Raw genomic sequence first — 22,420 nt, 5'->3', positions numbered from 1 at the left:
CGACGGAGTCCGGGTCCAGGTTCGGTGACGCGGGCGGCACGATTTCCGGTGGAGCACCGGTCATCTGTCGTTCCAGCTCGAAGATGCTCATGGTTTCCTTGTCGGTTTGCCGGACTGCGCCGATGGTTCAGTAGCGGTAGTGGTCCGCCTTGTAGGGGCCCTCGACCGGGACGCCGATGTAGGCGGCCTGCTCCGGGCGGAGCGTGGTCAGCCGGACGCCGAGGGCGTCCAGGTGCAGACGGGCGACCTTCTCGTCCAGGTGCTTGGGGAGCACGTAGACGCCGGTGGGGTACTCGCTCTGCTTGGTGAACAGCTCGATCTGGGCCAGGGTCTGGTCCGCGAAGGAGTTGGACATCACGAACGAGGGGTGACCGGTGGCGTTGCCGAGGTTCAGCAGACGGCCCTCGGAGAGGACGATCAGGACCTTGCCGTCGGTGAACTTCCAGGTGTGGACCTGCGGCTTGACCTCATCCCGGACGATGCCCGGGATCTTGGCCAGGCCGGCCATGTCGATCTCGTTGTCGAAGTGGCCGATGTTGCCCACGATGGCCTGGTGCTTCATCTTGGCCATGTCGGCGGCCATGATGATGTCCTTGTTGCCGGTCGTGGTGATGAAGATGTCGGCGGTCTCGACGACGTCGTCGAGGGTGGCGACCTGGTAGCCGTCCATCGCCGCCTGCAGGGCGCAGATCGGGTCGATCTCGGTGATCACCACGCGGGCGCCCTGGCCGCGCAGCGACTCCGCACAGCCCTTGCCCACGTCGCCGTAGCCGAGAACGACGGCGACCTTGCCGCCGATGAGGACGTCGGTGGCACGGTTGATGCCGTCGATCAGGGAGTGGCGGCAGCCGTACTTGTTGTCGAACTTCGACTTGGTGACCGCGTCATTGACGTTGATGGCCGGGAAGAGCAGCGAGCCCTCCTGCATCATCTCGTACAGGCGGTGAACACCGGTGGTGGTCTCCTCCGTGACGCCGCGGATCTCCGACGCCAGCTGCGTCCATTTCTGGGAGTTCTCACCGATGGTGCGGCGGAGGAGCTGGAGGATGTGGCCGTACTCCTCGGAGTCGTCGGCGGCGGTGGCCGGGACCTCGCCGGCCTTCTCGAACTCGACGCCCTTGTGGATCAGGAGGGTGGCGTCGCCGCCGTCGTCCAGGATCATGTTCGGGCCGCCGGTGGGGGTGTTCGGCCAGGTCAGCGCCTGCTCCGTGCACCACCAGTACTCCTCCAGGCTCTCGCCCTTCCAGGCGAAGACCGGCACACCCTGCGGGTTCTCGGGGGTGCCGTTCGGGCCGACCGCGATGGCGGCGGCCGCGTGGTCCTGGGTGGAGAAGATGTTGCACGACGCCCAGCGGACCTCGGCACCCAGCGCGACCAGCGTCTCGATGAGGACGGCGGTCTGGATCGTCATGTGCAGTGAACCGGTGACCCGCGCGCCGGCCAGCGCCTTGGAGGCCGCGTATTCGGCACGGATCGACATCAGGCCGGGCATCTCGTGCTCGGCCAGCGTGATCTCCTTGCGGCCGTAAGCGGCCTGGGAGATGTCCGCGACCTTGAAATCAGCGGCGGTGAGGAACGGCATCTGCACTCCTAATGTTTCGGTGAATGTCCAAGGCGGCCGTGGACCGATTGAGGGTGATGTAGTGGAGCCCCGGAGCGCCGGCGTCGAGCAGGCGCTGGGCCAGCCGCGTAGCGTGGTCCACCCCGATCCGGTGGGCGACGTCCGGGTCGTGCTCGGCCGCCGCCAACTGGGCTGCCAGATCGTCCGGGAACGTCGCATTGCTCAGTTCGGCGAAGCGCCGGATCTGCCGGACGTCGGTGGCGGGCATGATCTCCGGGATGATCGGCAGATCGCATCCCGCGGCGGCCACCCGGTCCCGGAGCCTGAAGTAGTCCTCGGCCCGGAAGAACATCTGGGTGATGGCGTAGTCGGCCCCGGCCCGCGCCTTGGCGACGAAGTGCCGGACCTCGGTCTCCCAGTCGGGTGAACGCGGGTGGCGCTCGGGGAAGGCCGCGACGCCGATGCTGAAGTTCCCCGACCCCTTGACCAGCGTGACCAGTTCCCGGGCGTGGTTCAGCCCGTCCGGGTGCGGCACCCACGCACCGCGCGGATCGCCCGGCGGGTCGCCGCGCAGCACCAGGACGTCCCGGACGCCCGCGTCGGCGTACTGCCCGATGATGCGCCGCAGTTCACCGACCGAGTGCCCGACCGCCGTGAGATGGGCCACCGGGCGCAGACTCGTCTGGGCGGCGATCCGCTGGGTGACCGCGATGGTGCGGGAGCGGGACGAGCCGCCGGCGCCGTAGGTGACCGAGACGAAGGTGGGGGCGACGGCCTCGATCCGCCGGATGCTCTCCCACAGCGAGCGCTCGCCCGCGTCCGTCTTCGGCGGGAAGAACTCGAAGGAGAAGGACCGGGTTCCCGAGGCCAGAATCTCGCGCAGCGTGCTCATGAGGGGCCTCCATGAGCGTTGAAGTAGCTGGCTTCCGGGTGGTGGATGACGATCGCGTCGGTGGACTGCTCGGGGTGCAGCTGGAACTCCTCGGAGAGGTTGACCCCGATGCGTTCCGGCTGGAGCAGGTCCATGATCTTGGCGCGGTCCTCCAGGTTGGGGCAGGCCGGGTAGCCGAGGGAGTAGCGGCAGCCCTGGTACTCGGTGCGGAACATCGCGTCCAGGTTGTCCGGGTCCGCTGAGGCGATGCCCAGCTCGGACCTGACCCGTCCGTGCCAGTACTCCGCCAGTGCCTCGGTCAGCTGCACCGACAGCCCGTGCAGTTCCATGTAGTCGCGATACGCGTTCGCCGCGAAGATCTCGTTGGCCGCGACCGAGACCCGGTTCCCGACGGTGACGACCTGCATCTCGATGACGTCGGTCTCGCCGGAGTCCTCCGGGCGGAAGAAGTCCGCCAGGCACAGCCGGCGCCCGCGGCGCTGCCGGGGGAAGGTGAAGCGGGTCCGTTCGCCGCCGTCCTCGCCCAGGATGATCAGATCGTCGCCCTTGGACACGCAGGGGAAGTAGCCGTAGACGATGGCCGCTTCGAGCATGTTCTCGGTGTGCAGCCGGTCGAGCCACATCCGCAGCCGCGGCCGGCCTTCGGTTTCCACCAGCTCCTCGTACGAAGGACCGCTGCCGCGAGCCGACTTCAGGCCCCACTGGCCCTTGAAGAGCGCGGCCTCGTCCACCCAGGCCGCGTACTCCTTCAGCGGCGTGCCCTTGATGATGCGGCTGCCCCAGAACGGCGGGGTGGGGACCGGGTTGTCGGTGGCCACGTTCGACCGGACCGAGCCGCGCTCCTCGTCCGGCTCCTCGATGACGATGGCCGGACGTACCGGTACCCGCCGCTGCTTAAGCTCCGGCAACGTCGCTCCCGGCACACCGCGCTTGACGGCGATCAGCGCGTCCATCAGCCGCAGGCCCTCGAACGCGTCGCGGGCGTAGCGGACCTCGCCCTCGTAGATCTCGTGCAGGTCCTGCTCGACATAGGCGCGGGTCAATGCTGCGCCACCCAGAATGACGGGGTAGTCGGCGGCCATCTTGCGCTGGTTGAGCTCCTGCAGGTTCTCCTTCATGATCACGGTGGACTTCACCAGGAGTCCCGACATGCCGATCACGTCGGCCTTGTGCTCGGTCGCCGCGTCCAGGATCGCCGCCACCGGCTGCTTGATCCCCAAATTCACGACGTTGTAGCCGTTGTTGGACAGGATGATGTCGACGAGGTTCTTACCGATGTCATGAACGTCGCCACGGACCGTGGCCAGCACGATCGTGCCCTTGCCCTCCGCGTCGGACTTCTCCATGTGCGGTTCGAGGTAGGCGACCGCGGTCTTCATGACCTCCGCGGACTGCAGCACGAACGGCAACTGCATCTGACCCGAACCGAACAGCTCGCCCACGACCTTCATGCCCTCCAGCAGGGTGTCGTTGACGATCGCCAGCGCGGGACGGGTCGCGAGCGCCTCGTCCAGGTCGCGGTCCAGGCCGTTCTTCTCACCGTCGATGATCCGCCGCTGCAGCCGCTCGTCCAGTGGCAGGGCGGCGAGCTCCTCGGCCCGGCCGGCCTTCACCGACTTCATGTCGACGCCCTCGAAGGCCTCCAAGAAGGCCTGCAGCGGGTCGTAGCCCTCACGGCGCCGGTCATAGACCAGATCAAGGGCGATCTCCCGCTGCTCCTCGGGGATACGAGCGATCGGCACGATCTTCGCGGCGTGCACGATCGCGGAGTCCAGACCTGCCGCAACGCATTCGTTGAGGAACACGGAGTTCAGTACGACGCGGGCGGCCGGGTTGAGCCCGAAGGAGATGTTCGACAGGCCGAGGGTCGTCTGCACCAGGGGGTGGCGGCGCTTCAACTCCCTGATCGCCTCGATGGTGGCGATGCCGTCCTTGCGGGACTCCTCCTGGCCGGTGGCGATCGTGAAGGTCAGGCAGTCCACCAGGATGTCGGACTCATGGATGCCCCAGTTGGTGGTCAGATCCGTGATGAGGCGCTCAGCGATGGCGACCTTGTGCTCGGGGGTGCGGGCCTGGCCCTGCTCGTCGATCGTCAGCGCGATCAACGCGGCACCGTGCTCCGAGGCCAGTGCGGTGACTTGCGCGAAACGTGACTCAGGTCCGTCACCGTCCTCGTAGTTGACGGAGTTGATGACGGCGCGACCACCGAGCTTCTCCAACCCGGCCTTCAGTACAGGAACTTCGGTGGAGTCCAGCACGATGGGCAACGTCGACGCGGTCGCGAAACGGCCCGCGATCTCACTCATGTCGAGGGCGCCGTCGCGGCCGACGTAGTCCACGCACAGGTCCAGCAGGTGCGCGCCTTCGCGGATCTGGTCGCGGGCCATCTCGACGCAGTCGTCCCAACGGCCTTCGAGCATGGCCTCACGGAACTTCTTCGACCCGTTGGCGTTCGTCCGCTCACCGATCGCCAGATACGACGCGTCCTGCTTGAACGGCACCGTCTGGTAGAGCGACGCGGCACCTGGTTCGGGGCGCGGGTTGCGCGGCGACAGGTCCAGGCCCCGCACCCGCTCCACGACCCGCCGCAAGTGCTCGGGGGTGGTGCCGCAGCAGCCGCCGACCAACGACAGCCCGTACTCCCGCACGAAGGTCTCGTGCGCGTCAGCGAGCTCCTCCGGCGACAGCGGGTAGTGCGCGCCGTCCTTGCCCAGCACCGGCAGGCCGGCATTGGGCATGCACGAGACGGCGATACGGGCATGCTGCGACAGATAGCGCAGGTGCTCGCCCATCTCGGCCGGCCCGGTAGCGCAGTTCAGACCGATCATGTCGATACCGAGCGGTTCCAGCGCCGTCAGCGCCGCACCGATCTCGGAACCCAGCAGCATCGTGCCCGTCGTCTCGACGGTCACATGCGTGATGATGGGCAGGTTGATTCCGAGTTTCCGCAGAGCGCGATGCGCGCCGAGGATGGCGGCCTTGGTCTGCAGGAGGTCCTGAGTGGTCTCCACCAGGATCGCGTCCGCGCCGCCCTCGACGAGCCCGGCCACATTCGCCTCGTAGCCGTCCCGCAGCGCCACGTAGGGTGCGTGGCCGAGCGTGGGCAGCTTGGTGCCGGGGCCGACGGAGCCGAGCACCCAGCGCGGCCGGTCGGGCGTGGCGAAGCCGTCCGCCACCTCACGGGCCAACCGGGCGCCCGTCAGGGACAGTTCGTGGATCCGTTCGGGGATGTCGTACTCCCCCAGTGCCGCCAGGTTGGCGCCGAAGGTGTTGGTCTCGACGCAGTCGACACCCGCCGCGAAGTACTCCTCGTGCACCGACCGCACGATGTCCGGCCGGGTGACGTTCAGAACCTCGTTGCACCCTTCCAGGTTCTCGAAGTCGTCCATCGAGGGGTCCTGGGCCTGCAGCATCGTGCCCATCGCGCCGTCGGCCACCACCACCCGGGTGGCGAATGCCCGACGCAGCGCGTCCGACCGGGCGGCCGCGCTCATGACACGCCCACCAGTTGGGGCTCGATCGCATCGGCCGCCTCGTCGCCGTGGGCGATCTGGATACGGGCGGTGAGCTCGGCAGGTGAGATCTCGTACTCCTGGGTCCCGATGGATTCCAGCACCACTGAGGCCAGCGCGCAGCCGAGCTGGGCGGAGCGGATGTCGGACCACTTCCAGGCGACGCCTGCCAGGAAGCCCGACCGGAAGGCGTCACCGACTCCCGTCGGATCCACCACCGTGGCGTCCGGCACCGCGGACACGGAGAGGGTCGGCTCGCCGGCCCGCGCGATGTCCACACCGTCGGCGCCGCGGGTGGTCACCCAGGTGCCGACCTGGTCGAGCAGCTGGGAGTGGGTCCATCCCGTGCGCTCCTGGAGCAGCGAGGCCTCGTAGTCGTTGGTGAACAGGTAGGTCGCACCGGTCACCAACTGCCGGGCCGATGGTCCGTCGAGACGCGCGAGCTGCTGCGAGGGATCGGCGGCGAACGAGATGCCCAACTCACGGCACTCCGCGGTGTGCCGGAGCATCGCGTCCGGGTCGTTGGGCGAGACCACGACCAGATCGAGACCACCGGCCCGCTCCACGACCGGGGCGAGGGCGATCTCCCGGGCCTCGGACATCGCACCCGCGTAGAAGGTCGCGATCTGGTTCTGGTCCGCGTCGGTGGTGCAGACGAAGCGCGCGGTGTGCCGGGTCTCGCTCACCCGTACCGAGGCGGTGTCGACGTCGTTGCCCTCGAGCCACTGCCTGTACTCCGCGAAGTCGACGCCCGCCGCCCCGACCAGCAGGGGCCGGATTCCCAGCCGTCCCAGGCCGATGGCGATATTGGCCGCCACCCCGCCCCGCCGGACCTCCAGGTCGTCGGCGAGGAAGGAAAGAGATACCTTGTCGAGCCGGTCGGCGAGCAACTGCTCGGTGAAGCGGCCGGGGTAGAACATCAGATGGTCGGTCGCAATGGATCCGGTGACGGCGATCTTCACAACTGTTTCTCTCCTTTGGCTGAGGTCAGCCCCGCACTGCGGCGACCAGCTTTTCGGTGCGGTCGGTCCGCTCCCAGGTGAAGTCGGGCAGCTCCCGGCCGAAGTGCCCGTAGGCGGCGGTCTGGGCGTAGATCGGCCGCAGCAGGTCGAGGTCCCGGATGATCGCGGCGGGACGCAGGTCGAAGACGCTTCCGACGGCCTCCTGGATCTGCTCGACCGGTACGGTCTCGGTTCCGAAGGTCTCCACGAACAGCCCGACCGGAGCGGCCTTGCCGATCGCGTAGGCGACCTGTACCTCGCAGCGGCGGGCCAGGCCGGCGGCGACGACGTTCTTGGCGACCCAGCGCATCGCGTAGGCGGCGGAACGGTCCACCTTGGACGGGTCCTTGCCGGAGAATGCGCCACCACCGTGCCGCGCCATACCCCCGTAGGTGTCGACGATGATCTTCCGGCCGGTCAGCCCCGCGTCACCCATCGGACCGCCGACCTCGAACCGGCCGGTCGGGTTGACCAGCAGCCGGTAGCCGTCGGTGTCCAGGCCGATGCCGGCCTCGGCAAGTGCCCTGAGCTCCGGCTCCACGACGTATTCGCGCACGTCGGGTGCGAGCAGACCGTCAAGGTCGATGTCGGAGGCGTGCTGGGAGGAGACCACCAGGGTGTCCAGCCGCGCCGCCTTGTCGCCGTCGTACTCGACGGTGACCTGGGTCTTGCCGTCGGGCCGGAGATAGGCGATGGTGCCGTCCTTGCGCACATCGGTGAGCCGTCGGGCCAGCCGGTGGGCGAGGGCGATCGGGAGCGGCATCAGTTCCGGGGTGTCGTCGCAGGCATAGCCGAACATCAGGCCCTGGTCGCCGGCGCCCTGGCGGTCGAGGTCGTCCTCGCCACCCTCGATGCGGGATTCGTAGGCGGTGTCAACGCCCTGGGCGATGTCCGGGGACTGCGCTCCGATGGAGACCGAGACACCGCACGAGGCGCCGTCGAAGCCCTTGGCGGACGAGTCGTAGCCGATGTCGAGCACGGCTTCCCGGACGAGGGTGGCGATGTCGGCGTAGGCGTTGGTCGTCACCTCTCCGGCGATGTGCACCTGCCCGGTGGTGATCAGGGTTTCCACGGCGACCCGGGATGTCGGGTCCTGCCGGAGCAGCGCGTCCAGGATGGTGTCGCTGATCCGGTCGGCGATCTTGTCGGGGTGACCTTCGGTCACGGACTCCGATGTGAACAGGCGGCGGGACACGGTTCCTCCAGATGGTCGGCAACCTCAGGCCATGTTGCGTGCAGTGCCTGCAAGGCCGCTCAAGACGGGGTTGACGCGGTTACGGCGTCGGGGGGCGGCTCTCAGGAGCCGAACGCGGACTGGTCACGCTTGGTGTGCTCGACGAGGACGGACGCGTCCTTGTCGCCGTCCCCGGCCTCGATGACCTCGGCGAACCGGGCGCGGACCATGTCGAGTACCGGCAGCGTGACACCTGCCTCCTGTGCGGCCTGGTTGGCCAGCCGGAGGTCCTTCTCCATCAACTCGGCGCGGAAGAAGGCTGGTTCGTAGGTTCCGTTGAGCATCAGATTCGCCCGGAAGCGCATCACGACCGAGCTGAACCCGCTGCCGACGATGGAGGAGATGAGCATGTCGCGGTCGAGTCCGGCGCTCACCCCGTAGGCGACGCTCTCGGCGAGTGCGGCTACCTGGGCGCCGAGCAGCAGGTTGAAGATGAGCTTGATGGTGGTGGCCATGCCGGGTGCCCCGGCCGGCACCACTTCGGAGCCGATGGTGTCGAGGATGTCCCGCACGTCGGCGATGTCATCGTCCCGGCCCGAGGCGAACACCCGAAGCTCACCCTTGCGGGCCTGGAAGGGATTGCCCACCACGCACGCCTCCACCCGGCGTACGCCCAGCTGCGCGAGGCGCTCCGCGGACTCCCTGGCGTAGCGGGGCGAGACGGTGGAGGTGTCGATCACCACGGTGCCGGGCTCCAGCACCGGCGCGAGCAGGCCGAACAGGATCTGCTCCACGGCGTGCTCGTCGCTCAGGCTGAGTATCACCACCCCATGGCCGGTCGCCGCCTCGACGGGGGTGGCGGCGGCCCGGGCTCCTGCGGCGACCAGCGGCTCGGCCTTGCTTGCCGTGCGGTTGTACACCGTGAGCGGGTAACCGGCGTCGAGCAGGGTGTGCGCCATTCCGCCACCCATGTTTCCCAGTCCGATGAAGGCGAGCTGCTTCGCGTCCATGTCACTCCTCGCTGAGGTCAGGCGGTCGCTGCGGCGGCGCCCAGACCGCCGAGGTCGTACACGATCTGGCTGAGGATCATCTGACCCCCGACCCGGAAGGGCTTCAGTCGGCGACGGTGCTCGACATGCGCCTCACTGCGCTCGAACGCCCGGAAGCTGGGTTCGTCGATCCAGTCGGTGAAGACGTAGTAGACGAACTCCTCCTCGGCGCTGCGCACCAGCACCTGGCCGAGGTTGGCGGGATCGAGGGCGATCACCCTTGCGACCTCCAGCCACGCGTGCTCGAAGTTGACCGCCGCCCCCGGGCGGATCTCCATCCGCAGAATCACCCGGAAGGGCGGGGCATCGGTGCCGCCACTGCTCGTTTTGCCGTTCACGTCTCACCGCCGGTCTCTTGGACGCCGCCGGAGCACCTCCGGTGGTCGGCGGAACGCTGGCAGGACCCGATCGAGACCGGCTCAAGGGGCACCCCTGTCGCGATGTGACGGCCGGCGGTCAGGACGCTGGACGGCCCTCGGGCACGCACCCCGCCGCGCGGAGGTGTGCATGCCCGAGGGCCGTTTCTGTGAAGTCAACTCCGCTCAGCTGTAATCCTCCTGATGGTCCTTCAGCCAGCTGTCGAAGGTGCGGGGAGGAAGACCGGTGACGGACTCCACGGTCGGCAGCGGGATACCACCGCGCGCCGGATCAGGATCGCTCTGCACGGCCAGCAGCCCTTCGGTGAACTCGGCGGACAGACCCGCGCCGACCATGGCCTGCTGGGCCTTCTCCACCGGCATCTCCACGTAGCTCAGAGGCCGCCCGAGCAGCTTGGCGATCCGCTGGACCGCGTCGTCGGTGGTGAGCGCCTCCGGGCCGGTGACCGTGTAGTTACGGCCCTCGTGGCCCGGGGTGACGAGGGCGGTGGCGGCCACCGCGGCGACGTCCGCCGGATGCACCAGGGCGCGGGCGATCGTCCCGTACACCCCGTAGACGGTGTCGTGGGACCTGATCGACGCCCGCCACTGCAGCGCGTTGGTCATGAAGGTCGCACCGCGCAGCATCGTGCACGCCGCGCCCGAGTCCTGGAACGCGCGGTCCGCCTCGGCGTGCGCGCGGCCGTACGAAGTCTCGACCGGCGGCAGCGCGGCCACCGAGGACATCCGCACCACCCGCGCCGTACCCGCGCGCCGCACCTCTTCGGCCACGGCGAGGTCGTAGGACAGGGCGTCGGGGCCCGCGGAGAGCATGAACACCGCGTCCACCCCCTCCAGCGCGGCCCGGATGCTCCGGCTGTCGTCGAGGTCTCCCGTGCGGACCTCCACCTCGCTGTCGAAGACGGCCCGGGACGGGTTCCGGGTGAAGGCCCGGACCTGCTTCCCGCGCTCGACCAGCCCGTTGACCACCTCTTTGCCGACATTGCCGGTGGCTCCGAAGACCAGGATCATCGTTCGTCCTCCTCAAGGACGCCGGGTGGAAACCGGCCCGGCAGGTTCCGGAACCGGGACCGGTTCCGGCAGCGCCGGGGGGTGCCAGTCGCCAACACCGGCCACCCCTTTCTGTCCGGCACGCGGTGGCGCGATTCTCAGCTTCACGTTGCGCACCAGTAGCTCCAGGCGCCGCTCGTTCAGCTTCAGCTCTCCCATCCGGCGGGAGGCCTCGACGATCGCCTGTGACCGGGGCCGCCGCAGTTCGTCGTAGCCGGCGAGCGCGCGGGGGATGTCGGCCTCGGCCGCCAGCACGGAGCAGAGCACGGCCGAGTCCTCCAGCGCCTGGCAGGCACCCTGTCCGAGGTCCGAGGTCATGGCGTGGGCGGCGTCGCCGAGCATCACCACACGGCCCGAGACATAGCTGGGCAGCGGCTGTGCCAGCTCGAAGACGTCGTGGCGCAGCACCCGGTCGGGCGGCGTGGCGGCGATCAGCGCGGGGATCGGGTCATGCCAGGAGCCGAACCGCTCTCGCACCTGCGCGTGTTCGTCGGGGTATCGGACACCTTCGGGAAGATTGGCCACGGCGAACCAGTAGACGCGGTCCGCGGCCAGTGGCATCCGCCCGAACTCCCGGCCCCGGCCCCAGGTGCTGCCGCCGGGCTCGGCGCTGCCGTCGCACCCCTCGGCGATACCCCGCCAGACGCTGTGGCCGCTGTAGACCGGCGGTGGCACCTGCGGCCAGCGGGCGCTCCTGATCCGGCTGAACGTGCCGTCCGCGGCGACCACCATGTCGCCGTGCACGGTCCGCTCGCCGCCCTCGGTCCGGTAGCTGACGCGGGCGCCGTCGGTCACGTCGGTGACCTCGGTGACGTCGGCGCCGGTGTGCAGCGATGCCTCCGGCAGGGCTGCGCGCAGCGTGCCGTGCAGGTCCGGCCGGGGCAGGACGATGATCGACAGTCCGCGCTCGCGCAGGAAGGCCGGATCGGCCGGCCGTTGCAGCCGCCGCCCGGACGCCGCCCGCAGGCCCTCGCCGCCGGGATCCATGGTCGCCGAGAGGGCGCGTACCGCATCGCCGACCCCGAGCCGGTCGAGCGCGCGCTGGGCGTTCGTCAGCAGCGAGATACCCGCCCCCGACTCACGCATCCGATCGGCGCGCTCCAGTACGGTGACGCGCCAGCCGAGCCGGTGCAGCCCGACAGCCGCGGACAGGCCGCCGATGCCGCCGCCCACCACCACGGCATGGCGGCCGGCACCGGCCGAACCGTTCCGATCAGACACTGGACACGCTCGAAGGTGTCTGTCCCCCGTCGACATCAATCTGGATGGACCACTTGGCGATCTTCAACGACATGTCGACGGCCTCGGTCGCGTACTTGACCATCTCCGTCTGGTACTCCGTCACGGCATCGGTCAGTGACTGCTCACCGCGGCTCACCCGGGTCAGTGCCCGGGTGAGTGCGGCCCCGTCGCGCAGCGCGGTGTTGGCACCGACCCCACCGGTGGGAGGCATGGTGTGCACCGCGTCCCCGAGCGGGACCACATTGCCGGGCTCCCAGGGCTCGACCGGCGACGTCGCCCGCAGCGCGACCGGGTGGGTCTCCTCGGGTTCCGCGTGGGCGAACACGGCCCGCAGGTCCGGGTGCCAGTTGGTGGTCCGTTCCAGCACCAGCTGCTTGAGCTCCTCGCCGCTCATCGCGAAGAACGTGTCGTCGGACAGCCCCAGGGAGTCCTGGTGCACGCTGAAGACCGACATGTAGTAGTCGTCGGTCTTCTCGAATTCCAGTCCTGGCCACAGCCGGGCCGAGGCGTCGTCCGGCTGCTCGCGGAAGACCATGGGCATCAGTCCGAGGTGGTATCCGTCCGAACCGATCACATAGACGAAGCGGTCCTTGAAGGCATCCGGCAACCCGGCAGCGACGGCCTGGGCCCTCGGGGTGCGCGACAGGACACCCCGCACGCCCAGGTCGAGCGCGCGGTCAGCCGGCCGCAACTGGGTGCGCACCGTGGAGTTCACCCCGTCGGCGGCGACCAGCACATCGCCCACGTCCGAGTCGCCGTCGTCGAAGTGCGCCACCACGCGGCCGCCCACCTGCTCGCAGTGGGTGAACCGCTTGCCGAAGCGCACTGTGTCGTCCAGGCCGGCGAGCAGGATCCGGCGCAGCGTCGCCCGGTCCACGGCGTCCACCTTGTCCGGTGAATCTCCGCGCGGATCGCTGAACGTGGGCGCCCACTTCGGTTCGAGGTGCTCGTCGTACGCCGCCAGGCCCTCCTCGCCGCGCTGGTTCGAGGTGGCGCTGAGGAGCTCCTGCAACCGGGGAGGCAGGACCTCTCGCAGCGCCTGCTCCCCGTCGGGGCTGATCCTCAGCCGGTACCCCTGCATCCGGCCCCGGGCGGACTGATCGCGTTCATAGACGGCGACGTCCTCAATACCGGCCTGCTTCAGCCCCTGGGCGAGGCACAGTCCGCCGATGCCACCACCGATGATGATGATCCGAAGCGGCCGGCCCGAATCGCGGGCAGTGTCCATCAACTACTCCTGTTACGAGGTCGGGGCCGGATGCGGGTGTGATGCGGAGGCGCTGGTTGTCAGCGCAGCACCACGTCGGCTATCCGGTCCAGGTGATCGGGATCGGCCGTGACCGACAGCAGCAGCAGCTCGTCACAGCCGTTCGCCGCGTAGGCGTCCACCACTTGGCGCAGCCGGTCTTCCTCAGTGATCGCGCCCGCCGCGAGGTGCTCCGCCACCTTGCCCATGTAGGCGTAGTAGCTGAGCATGTGCTCGGTGGCGAGTTCCTTGCCGCCGGGACCGAGCGACACATAGCAGTTGGCGGCCATTCTCGGCGTACCGGTGCGGCCCTCCTCGGCCCACAACTTCGCGAAGTTCGCGACCAGTTCGCCGAACTTGTGCGGCGGTCCACCGGGTGAGATCCAGCCGATGCCGTACTTCGCGGAACGGCGCAGGCCGCCCGGCGAGTGGCCGCCACCCCAGAACGGGATGTCACCGTTGGTGGGGCGGGGACCGACACCGGGAACCGGGCCCCTGCCCTGCCAGACTTCGCGCATCTCTTCGATCATGGCGTCCAGGCGGCGCCCGCGCGTCGCGTAGTCGGTTCCGGTCGCCACGTAGTCGTCCTCGCGCATCCCCGCGGAGAGCCCGAGTATGAGCCGCCCGTCGGAGAGCCGGTCCAGACTGGCGAGCTGCTTGGCCAGCTCCACCGGGCTGGGCCTGGTGGCGGCCAGCAGAATCGCTGTCACCAGGTTGATCCGCTCGGTGACCGCCGCTGCTGCGGCGAGCGTCACAATGCCCTCGTAGTTGTCGTAGACGACCCGGTCCGTCACCGTCAGGCTGTGAAATCCGAGACGGTCGGCGCGGCGCGCGAACTCGATCAACTGACTACTGTCGGCGCCGTGCACGGCGGTCGGCAGGCAGACCCCGATATCCATGGCGTTCCTCCTCGAGCTCGTGTCCCGTGATTGTGTGAGTGACGGCTGGGGAGCCGGTCGAGCCGCGGTTGACGGCCCTGCGCCGTGTCCTAGACGTGGACGCAGGGTGACTGGTGCGGCCCGATGTTCGGCGGCGCGTCGTGCGGCACCGGGAATCCCAGGAAGTCGTGTCCGGTGTCACCGGCGATGAGGACACCCGCACCGATGGCGGGCGATCCGCACTTCAGCAGGTACCCCAGGGGGCCGGCGCCGGGCCGGACGAACGCCGGGTCCGCGGCGACGGCGTGTGCGTCGACCGTCGGTGCGGAGGTGACGTTGAAGTACAGGTTGTGGTCGAAGGACGCCATCGGGTCGCCGATCGTCGAACCGCCCGGCTTTCCGGAGAAGATGTTGTTGCTGTACGCGACAGCCGTCTCCCCGAAGTTCCCGATCAGCCCACTCGCGTACTTGGTGTGGATCACATTGTTGTAGAAGCGGACATCCGGCTGCACGCTGCCGCAGCCATTGGTGACCAGCGGGAGTTCGGTGGTACCGAACAGTGCGCCCCGGTCGTTCTCGCTGACGTTGTAGCGGATGGTCGCCCCGGCGCTCTTCTCGCCCGGATTCGTGCACAGCAGCATGAACCCGGCATTTTCGTGGCTGTAGTTGTACTGGTAGAGAACACCGGCAGCCGCGATGTCGACGTCGAAGGCGAAGGCAGGCGGAGAGGAGGAGCCGTGCGACACGTCGTTGTACTGCATCACCGGACGGTCGGAGTTCCACGACCAGATTCCGGCGTGGAAGGCCGTGGCGCGCTTCCCGAATCCGTCGATCACATTGCCTTCGACCAGCGGGTCGATGCCGTTCTGTACGACGATCCCGTCACCGCCGAGATCGGACAGCCGGTTTCCGGCGATCCGCACATGGGAGATCGGCACGAAGGTGTTCGTTCCGGAGGTGAGCAGCGGGCGGAGCGACCATTGGGACGATGTCGCTATTCCGTAGCCGTCGACGCCGGAGACGGTGTTTCCCGTGACCTGGATCCCGTCGAACCCGGTGGCCACGGTGGATCCGGTGGCCTTGAACAGGATGCCCGCACTGTCCTCGTTCGCCGGCCCCGTGGCGTCGATGCCCACCACGTGATGGACGTTCACGCCGTCGATCACGTAGTGATGGCCGGTGCCGTAATCCTCCAGCAGCACGTAGATCCCGGTGCGCGAGGTACCGTTGCCGGCTGCCCGGTCGGAGATGTCGAGGTTCCGGAGCTCCCAGTACTGCACGTTGTGCAGGAAGACCACCGCGCGGGCGCCGTCGGCGACGATGACCGGACGCGCTCCCGAACCGTAGGAACCGGCGACGATCGGCCGGTCCTCGGTACCGGAACCCTTTGGCGAAAAGGTGCCTTGGCAGGTGGTGCCGCTGCGTAGCAGAATGGAATCACCAGGGTGGAAGACCAGCGCGTTGACGTGGTCCAGAGTCCGCCATGCCGACCCCTGCGCCGTACCGGCCGCCGCGTCGTTCCCGGCCGCGCAGTCGAGGTAGTACCGCTGGCCGCCCTGTGAATCGGCGGCGGCCGAGGTGCCTGACACACCGAGGGTCATTCCGGCCATCAGGCCGAGAACGAGAGCGAGTACTCTCCGGGCCGGTCTTCTGTCCTGACCCCCGCGACGCGCTCTGTTCGAGCGCCAGGTGATAACCATGCCGTTGCTCCTCGCGGTAACTTTGGCCGAAAATCGTTGTCTCGGCGAGTCTGCGACGGCGTGGTCAACCCTTGCTCAAGAATTGCGTGAACCGGGCGGAAGGTCAGACGCTCCAGGCTTGCAGCCGGAAAGCAGAATCGGCGAAAGCCAGTTCATGCCGTGCGCCGAACAGGAAGTGTTCGGCCAGCGTGGCACGGTCGGTGGGCGAGCACTGCTCGCCGAATTCATCGATCATGCTCAGATAGGCTTCCACGTAGTCGTGGAAACCGCTTTCCGGGCAGTACTGATCGATCCACGCCTCGTACCGCGACCCGGGCACGCACCGTTCCCGCAGATCGCGCGAGACGGCCTGGTGGAACCAGGTCATGGGCAGCAGCCCGCCGAACGCGGCGCCGAACGAGACCGCCGGGGCCGCCAGCATGAAGCAGGTGTGTGCATGGGTCGCGGGACTCACCGCCACGGTCCGCACCGTCCTGCCGAGCTCCGCCGCCAGGGCGGCCAGTTCGCCGTCCATCCTGCCGACCGCGTCCAGGGTGACGCTCGCCGCTCCGCTCATCAGGGCGCTGTGCGCGTCCTGGTCGGCGATCGCGGCCGTGCGGGCCAGCGCCCGCGCATAGGCCGGCACGGCATAGCGCGCGTCCTGCTCCGCGAAGTACCACAGCGAGTCCGCAGGCAGCGTGCCCTTGCGCAGACCGTCCCAGAAGGGATGCTCCAACACTGCGGCCAGCACCGGTTTCGCGATCGCCGACAGCTCGTCCCGCAGCATCTCAGCGCCCGCCGGCGGGATGGATGACCTGCCCGTTGACATTGCCGTTCGCCTCGGACGACAGGAAGACGATGAGCCGGGCCACATCGTCCGCGGTGCTCAGACGGCCGCTGGGCGTCTCCCGTACGGCGACCTCCAGCAGCGCCGGGTCCACCGCCTCCAGGCTCTCGGTCAGGGTGCCGCCGGGCGCCACCACATTCGCCAGCACGCCGTCGCCGGTCCACATGAGTCCGCGGACAAATCCGTGCAGGGCCGCCTTGGCCGCGCTGTAGATCTCAGAACCGGGGTTTCCGTGGGTCGCGGTGACCGAGGACAGCAGGACGACCCGGCCCCAGCCGCGTTCCCGCATCCCGCCCAGGGCCTGACGCACCGTCCACAGATGGCCTTCGACGTTCTCCCGGTACTTGGACAGCCAGAAGTCCATCGGGAAGTCCTGGTACTGGGGCATCTCCTGGGGGTTGATCCACTCCCAGGTCTGGGCGTTGGCCACCACCACGTCGACGCCGCCCCACCGGTCCTCGATCGAGCGCACAGCCTGCTCGATCGACTCGGGTACCGCGAGGTCGTAGGGGACCGCGCAGGCCCGGTCCGCTCCGCCGAGTTCCTGGACGAGCTCCTTCGCCGCCACCTCGTTGCTGTGGTAGGTGACCGCGACCCGTGCGCCCTCCGCGGCGAACACCCGGGCAGTGGCCCGGCCGATGCCCCGCGTGGCGCCGGTGACCAGCACCCGCTTGTCCGTCAAACCCAGATCCATCTCGAACTCCTGAGGCCGTTACCACAACTCCGCCGTACGGTCCCGCCCGCCGCCCCTGCCGGTCCGGCGCCACGGGCTCCCCGTACTGGAGCCTGGCACGGATTCCCGGCGCGCGCTCCTAGACCGGCCGGTACTCCAGCAGGGCGATGTCACCCGGGACCGGCTCGTTGGCCGGCGCGAAACCGGCTGCGGCGGTGAGGTGGTTCCATTCCTCGCGACTGCGCTCACGGCCGCCCAGCACGGCGAGGGACTCGACGTCGATCAGCTTGCCGATGTCCCACTCGCCGGGACCGCGCAGCAGGTTCTCCACGATGAGCAGCCGCGCCTCGCCGTTGCCGCCGATGGCCTCCCTGATCCGGCGCAGGATCAGCTCGGCCTTGTCGTCGGCCCAGTTGTGCAGCGTGTGCTTGATGAAGTATGCGTCGCAGCCGGCGGGCACCTCGACGAAGAAGTCGGTCGGGACGATCTCGACCCGGTCCGCCAGCCCGTCGTCCGCGAAGGTCTCCTTGGCGTCGGCGACCGTGTGGGCCTGGTCGGCCAGTACGCCGGTGACTCCGGCGTGGCGGCGCAGCACCTCGGCCAGGAACTGGCCCCTGCCGCCGCCGACATCCGCGATCCGGGGAAAGCGCCCGAAGTCGAATTCGGCGAAGATCCGGTCGGTACCGGGATAGTGGTTCTGCTTCATCGCCCGGTCCAGCACCGCGCCGCTGGCCGGATTGGCCTTGGTGTACTCGTAGTACGACATCCCGAAGACGTTGTTGAAGGCCGCTTCGCCGGTGCGGACGCTGTGCGCCACATTCTCGTACGGCCGCCAGAGGGTGGGGTCGGAGGCGAACAGGAACATGTCCCGGATGCCGTCGGTGGCGTCCGAAACCAGACCCGCCGAGACGGGCGTCAGTACGAAGCTGCCGTCGGTCCGCTCCTCCAACACGCCGGCCGCGGCGACCGCACGCAGCACCCGGTAGAGGGCGTCGGCATCCGTGCCCGTCGTCTCGCTGATCTGCGCGACGGTCCGCGGTCCGTCGGCCAGCGCGTCGGGCACTTTCAGCTCCACCAGCGCCCGCAGCGCCCCGATGACCCACTTGGCGTAGAGGAATCCGAGCACCTGCTGCTGTGGGGGGAGGCTCGCGTCGAACCATCCGGCTGTGCCCTGGGCCCCGGAAGCGCTGTCCTGCGCGGTCATCGACGTCCACCTCTCGTCCGGATCAACGTCCGCACAGGTTCGGGGCACCGCCTCGAACCTCACTTGAACCACGGTGGAGGCCTGGTGGAACGGCGGGATCTAGCAGGCGTCAAGGTCCCTTCGAACCGGCACCCGCATGCTGCCGACGACTTTTGGAAGACAGACGGCTTTCAGAACACAACTGAGGGAGACACAGATGTGCGGCATCGCCGGCTGGGTGGACTTCGGGCAGGACCTGTCGCAGAAGCGGTCGGTGCTGCAAGCGATGACCGACGCGGTCGCCAAGCGAGGTGTGGACGACCAGGGGCTGTGGGTCAGCAGGCACGCCGCGCTCGGGCACACCCGTACCGCGATCATCGATCTGGCCGACGGCGTGCAGCCGCTCACGGTGGAGGAGGACGGGCGCCCCGTCGCCGTCATCGTCTACAACGGTGAGGTCTACAACTACAAGCAGCTGCGTACCGAGTTGCAGGGGCGCGGCCACCAGTTCCGCACCCGCAGCGACACCGAGGTGGTGCTCCGCTCCTACCTGGAGTGGGGCCCGGACTGCGCCAAGCGGCTGGAGGGGATCTTCGCCTTCGCCATCTGGGACCTGCGCCGCGAGGAACTGCTCCTGGTCCGCGACCGGTTCGGCGTCAAACCGCTCTTCTACCACCGGCTGCCCGAAGGCGTCCTGTTCGGCTCCGAGCCGAAATCCCTGCTGGCCAACCCGCTGATCCGCCCGGTCGTCGACGCCGACGGCCTGCGGGAGATGTTCGCCGTCGCCAAGAAGCCCGGGCAGGCGGTCTTCCGCGACATGCGCGAGCTGCTGCCCGGCCACACCCTGACCATCGGCAGCGCGGGCGTCGTCGACCGTACCTACTGGGAGCTCGAGGCCCGGCCGCACACCGACACCCTGCAGGAGACCATCACCAACGTCCGCTCGCTGCTGGAGGACATCGTGCTGCGCGAGCTGGTGGCCGACGTGCCGCTGTGCACCGCGCTCTCCGGCGGCCTGGACTCCAGCTCGCTCACCGCGATCGCCGCCCAGTGGCGCTGGAAGCTGGACGGCGCGCGGCTGCGCACCTTCGTGACCACATTCGACGACTACGCCGAGAAGTTCCAGGCGGACGACGTCCGCTTCTCGCCGGACGAGCCCTTCGCGATCGAGGTCGCGGAGCACCTCTCCTCCGACCACGTCAACATCCGGCTGAGCAGCCACGACCTGATGGACCCGAAGACCCGTCTGATGGCGCTGCTCGCGCAGGACGCGCCCTCGACGCTCGGCGACATGGACACCTCGAACTACCTCACTTCACGCGAGATCAGGACGCACTCCACGGTGGCGCTGGTCGGCGAGGTCGCGGACGAGATATTCGGCGGATACAACTGGATGTTCAATCCGGAGACCGTGGGCGCCGACGCCTTCCCCTGGGTGGCGCATGAGGCGCTGCAGCCGAGCTCCATGAAGGGACAGGGCCGGGGGCTCTTCGACGACGGGCTGCTGCAGAAGCTGGACATGCGCCGCTACTACACGGACTCCTTCCACGAGGCCGCCGCGGAGGCGCCGCACCAGGAGGGCGAGAGCCCCGAGGAGTACCGGATGCGGGAGATCGGCTATCTCACGCTCACCCGGTGGATGCCGATGCTGCTGGACCGCAGCGACCGGCTCTCCATGGCCCACGGCCTCGAACTGCGGGTGCCCTACTGCGACCACCGGCTCGTCGAGTACCTGTACAACACTCCGTGGAGCTTCAAGACCTTCGACGGCCGGGAGAAGTCCATCCTCCGGGCAGCCGTGCGCGATCTGCTGCCGGCGTCCGTGCTGGAGCGCAAGAAGAGCCCGTGGCCGGTCACCCAGGATCCCGCCTACACGGCGATGCTGCACGAGGAACTGACCGCGCTGATCAGCGATCCGAACTCACCGATCCTGCCGTACCTGGACAACAAGGCGGTGGAACACACGTTGCGCAACCCGGGCGCCGCCAATGACTGGCCGAGCCGGATGCACATCGAGACGGCGCTGCAGTTCAACTCCTGGCTGTCGCACTACAACGTGGAACTGGTGGTCTGACGGACAGCCGATCGCGTGTCGTGCCGCCGTGCCGCCGATCAAGTCCCGCTCCAGTGGCACTCCGGTGCCGTTTTACACCATGGGCCGGAGGCCATGCCCTCACACGGATGCGAAGCAAACGAGGTGAAATCTTGTGGCGCTGACGATTGAAGCTCGGGGACTGGTCAAGCGTTTCGGAAAGAAGACCGCCCTCAACGGACTCGACCTGGAGGTCGAGTCCGGGAGGGTGGTGGCGGTGCTGGGCCCCAACGGGGCCGGGAAGACGACCTTCGTGCGGGCGGTGGCGACCCTCCTCTACCCGGACGAGGGTGAGCTGCGCGTCGTCGGCCACGACACCCGGCGAGAGCCGGAAGCGGTCCGCCGGGCGATCGGCCTCGCCGGCCAGTTCGCCGCCGTGGACCAGGCCATGACCGGCCGGGAGAACCTGGAGTTGGTGGCCCGGCTGTTCGGCCAGCGGGCCAAGCAGGCCCGCGCCAATGCCACCGCCATCCTGGAGCTGTTCGACCTGACCGACGACGCCGACCGGCTGGTGCGCACCTACTCCGGCGGTATGCGGCGCAAACTGGACCTGGGCGCCAGCCTGGTGAGCGCCCCGCGCCTGCTGCTCTTGGACGAGCCGACGACCGGGCTGGACCCGCGCAGCCGGCTCGATCTGTGGGACGCGATCGACGCCCTCCTCGAACAGGGCACCGATGTCCTGCTGACCACGCAGTACCTGGACGAGGCCGATCGCCTTGCCAGCCACATCGTGATCATCGATGAGGGGCGCACGGTCGCCTCCGGGACCCCTGCCGAGCTCAAGAGCAGGATCGGTGGCAAGGTCTTCGAGGTCCATGTGCACGACCGCGCGGACCTGCCCAAGGTCGCCGCCGCGCTGGCCCGCGAGAACGGCGCCGAGCCGCAGGTGGACGAGGCGACGCGGTGCGTCAGCGTGGCCGCGGGACCCGGCAACGACGACACGGCCCAGTGGCTGATCGCGGGACTGCGGTCGATCGAGGGAACGGCCGTGGATCTCGCCGACATCAGCGTGCGCGAGCCCAGCCTCGACGAGGTGTTCCTCGCGCTGACCGATCAGCGGCCGGAGGAAGAGGTCGGAGCCAACAAGCAGCACGCCCTGTCCGCCGCCGAATCGGTGTGACCGGATCCGGAAGGATGGAATGCCCATGACGACCGCGGTCGCCACATCACAGAGCAGGGCCGGCCTGCTGACGAGTACGGGGCTCCTGGCGAAACGGACCACGCTGACGTTCTGGCGAAGGACCGAACTCATCGTGCTGAGCGTCCTGCAGATGACGTCGATCATGCTGACCTTCCGCTACATCTTCGGCGGCGCCATCGGCACGAGTCAGGGCCTGGACTACGTCGACTTCTCCGTCCCGGGCTTCATCACCGCCGGTGTGCTCTTCCAGACGCTGGGCACCGCCATCGGGATGGCCGAGGACGTCGAGGGCGGCTTCATCGACCGGCTGCGGTCGATGCCCTTTCCGTCCTCGGCCGTGCTGACCGGCCGGGTACTGGCGGACACCGGGATCCTGGCGTTCGTCCTGGCGATCACCACAGGGGTCGGTTTCGCCGTGGGCTTCCGGCTGCACGCATCCGTCCTGAGCGGGTTGGCGGCGTTCGCGCTGTGCCTGCTGTTCGGGGTCGCCTTCAGCTGGGTCTTCATCGCCGTCGGGCTGTTCACCGGCAACGTCAAGTCCGCACAGGGCGTGTCGATGGTCGTCTTCATCGTGACCTTCGCATCGAGCGCCTACGTGCCGGTCGGGACCATGCCGGGATGGCTCCAGGCATTCGCCGAGAACCAGCCGGTCACCGTGATGGCCGACGCGGTGCGGGCGCTCACCTTGGGCAGCCACGCCCATGCTCTGCTCGGTCATGACGCCGGGTACTTCGTCTCACGTTCGCTGATCTGGACCGCCGGGATCACGGTTGTCTTCGCTGCCCTGGGCAGCGCCCGTTTCCGGCGCCGCTGAGAACACTGG

18 protein-coding genes are annotated in these 22,420 nt (G+C 68.6%); 3 read left to right on the top strand and 15 right to left on the bottom strand.

Going from position 1 to position 22,420, the window contains the following annotated elements; genetic code table 11:
* Nucleotides 1-127 precede the first annotated feature (127 nt).
* The 15 genes from ahcY to C8250_RS37115 form a co-directional block, all read right to left on the bottom strand.
* On the bottom strand, nucleotides 128-1,582 hold the full coding sequence (gene ahcY, locus C8250_RS37185; RefSeq protein WP_187145139.1) for an adenosylhomocysteinase: 1,455 nt from the start codon (nucleotides 1,580-1,582) through the stop codon (nucleotides 128-130).
* Nucleotides 1,560-2,453 (bottom strand): methylenetetrahydrofolate reductase [NAD(P)H], encoded by an 894-nt coding sequence (gene metF, locus C8250_RS37180; RefSeq protein WP_138356801.1) that lies wholly within the window; start codon nucleotides 2,451-2,453, stop codon nucleotides 1,560-1,562. The genes ahcY and metF overlap by 23 nt, the downstream gene beginning before the upstream one ends.
* Entirely contained in the window at nucleotides 2,450-5,947 is a 3,498-nt protein-coding gene (metH, locus tag C8250_RS37175; protein WP_138356802.1) for a methionine synthase, read from the bottom strand. The genes metF and metH overlap by 4 nt, the downstream gene beginning before the upstream one ends.
* A complete protein-coding gene (locus C8250_RS37170; protein ID WP_138356803.1) occupies nucleotides 5,944-6,927 on the bottom strand; it encodes a carbohydrate kinase family protein in 984 nt (327 codons plus the stop codon). Before C8250_RS37170 ends, metH begins: the two co-directional genes overlap by 4 nt.
* A 25-nt stretch (nucleotides 6,928-6,952) precedes the next feature.
* Nucleotides 6,953-8,161, bottom strand: coding sequence for a methionine adenosyltransferase (metK, locus tag C8250_RS37165; RefSeq protein ID WP_138356804.1), 1,209 nt, complete (start codon nucleotides 8,159-8,161; stop codon nucleotides 6,953-6,955).
* A 101-nt stretch (nucleotides 8,162-8,262) separates the two neighbouring features.
* Complete coding sequence (locus C8250_RS37160) at nucleotides 8,263-9,150, bottom strand: NAD(P)-dependent oxidoreductase (RefSeq protein ID WP_138356805.1); 888 nt, start codon at nucleotides 9,148-9,150, stop codon at nucleotides 8,263-8,265.
* Between the two features lie 17 nt (nucleotides 9,151-9,167).
* Entirely contained in the window at nucleotides 9,168-9,527 is a 360-nt protein-coding gene (locus C8250_RS37155; RefSeq protein WP_244809613.1) for an antibiotic biosynthesis monooxygenase family protein, read from the bottom strand.
* A 204-nt stretch (nucleotides 9,528-9,731) separates the two neighbouring features.
* Nucleotides 9,732-10,577: an NAD(P)H-binding protein gene (locus C8250_RS37150; RefSeq protein ID WP_138356806.1), complete on the bottom strand. Its 846-nt coding sequence runs from the start codon at nucleotides 10,575-10,577 to the stop codon at nucleotides 9,732-9,734.
* A 12-nt stretch (nucleotides 10,578-10,589) separates the two neighbouring features.
* The gene (locus tag C8250_RS37145; protein WP_244809611.1) at nucleotides 10,590-11,837 is read right to left on the bottom strand and encodes an FAD-dependent monooxygenase; all 1,248 of its coding nucleotides are present in this window, start codon (nucleotides 11,835-11,837) and stop codon (nucleotides 10,590-10,592) included.
* A complete protein-coding gene (locus C8250_RS37140; RefSeq protein ID WP_138356808.1) occupies nucleotides 11,830-13,086 on the bottom strand; it encodes an FAD-dependent monooxygenase in 1,257 nt (418 codons plus the stop codon). The genes C8250_RS37145 and C8250_RS37140 overlap by 8 nt, the downstream gene beginning before the upstream one ends.
* A 59-nt stretch (nucleotides 13,087-13,145) precedes the next feature.
* Entirely contained in the window at nucleotides 13,146-14,003 is an 858-nt protein-coding gene (locus C8250_RS37135; RefSeq protein ID WP_138356809.1) for an LLM class flavin-dependent oxidoreductase, read from the bottom strand.
* Nucleotides 14,004-14,092: 89 nt separating this feature from the next.
* Nucleotides 14,093-15,592, bottom strand: coding sequence for a right-handed parallel beta-helix repeat-containing protein (locus C8250_RS37130; protein WP_187145138.1), 1,500 nt, complete (start codon nucleotides 15,590-15,592; stop codon nucleotides 14,093-14,095).
* Between the two features lie 193 nt (nucleotides 15,593-15,785).
* Complete coding sequence (locus C8250_RS37125) at nucleotides 15,786-16,448, bottom strand: TenA family transcriptional regulator (RefSeq protein ID WP_138356811.1); 663 nt, start codon at nucleotides 16,446-16,448, stop codon at nucleotides 15,786-15,788.
* A 1-nt stretch (nucleotide 16,449) separates the two neighbouring features.
* Nucleotides 16,450-17,202: an SDR family NAD(P)-dependent oxidoreductase gene (locus C8250_RS37120; protein WP_138356812.1), complete on the bottom strand. Its 753-nt coding sequence runs from the start codon at nucleotides 17,200-17,202 to the stop codon at nucleotides 16,450-16,452.
* A gap of 118 nt (nucleotides 17,203-17,320) precedes the next feature.
* Complete coding sequence (locus C8250_RS37115; RefSeq protein ID WP_138356813.1) at nucleotides 17,321-18,385, bottom strand: methyltransferase; 1,065 nt, start codon at nucleotides 18,383-18,385, stop codon at nucleotides 17,321-17,323.
* A 196-nt stretch (nucleotides 18,386-18,581) separates the two neighbouring features.
* On the opposite strand from C8250_RS37115, the gene asnB reads away from it, so the two are divergent.
* The 3 genes from asnB (at nucleotide 18,582) to C8250_RS37100 (ending at nucleotide 22,411) form a co-directional block, all read left to right on the top strand.
* The gene (gene asnB / locus C8250_RS37110) at nucleotides 18,582-20,438 is read left to right on the top strand and encodes an asparagine synthase (glutamine-hydrolyzing) (RefSeq protein WP_138356814.1); all 1,857 of its coding nucleotides are present in this window, start codon (nucleotides 18,582-18,584) and stop codon (nucleotides 20,436-20,438) included.
* Between the two features lie 133 nt (nucleotides 20,439-20,571).
* Nucleotides 20,572-21,576 carry an ATP-binding cassette domain-containing protein gene (locus tag C8250_RS37105; protein ID WP_138356815.1) on the top strand — a complete coding sequence of 335 codons (1,005 nt, stop codon included), beginning with the start codon at nucleotides 20,572-20,574 and terminating at the stop codon, nucleotides 21,574-21,576.
* 25 nt (nucleotides 21,577-21,601) lie between these two features.
* The gene (locus tag C8250_RS37100; RefSeq protein ID WP_138356816.1) at nucleotides 21,602-22,411 is read left to right on the top strand and encodes an ABC transporter permease; all 810 of its coding nucleotides are present in this window, start codon (nucleotides 21,602-21,604) and stop codon (nucleotides 22,409-22,411) included.
* Nucleotides 22,412-22,420 lie beyond the last annotated feature (9 nt).

The organism is Streptomyces sp. So13.3, from assembly GCF_005860785.2.
Classification (GTDB): domain Bacteria; phylum Actinomycetota; class Actinomycetes; order Streptomycetales; family Streptomycetaceae; genus Actinacidiphila; species Actinacidiphila fildesensis.
This window is presented reverse-complemented; position numbering and strand designations above follow the sequence as displayed.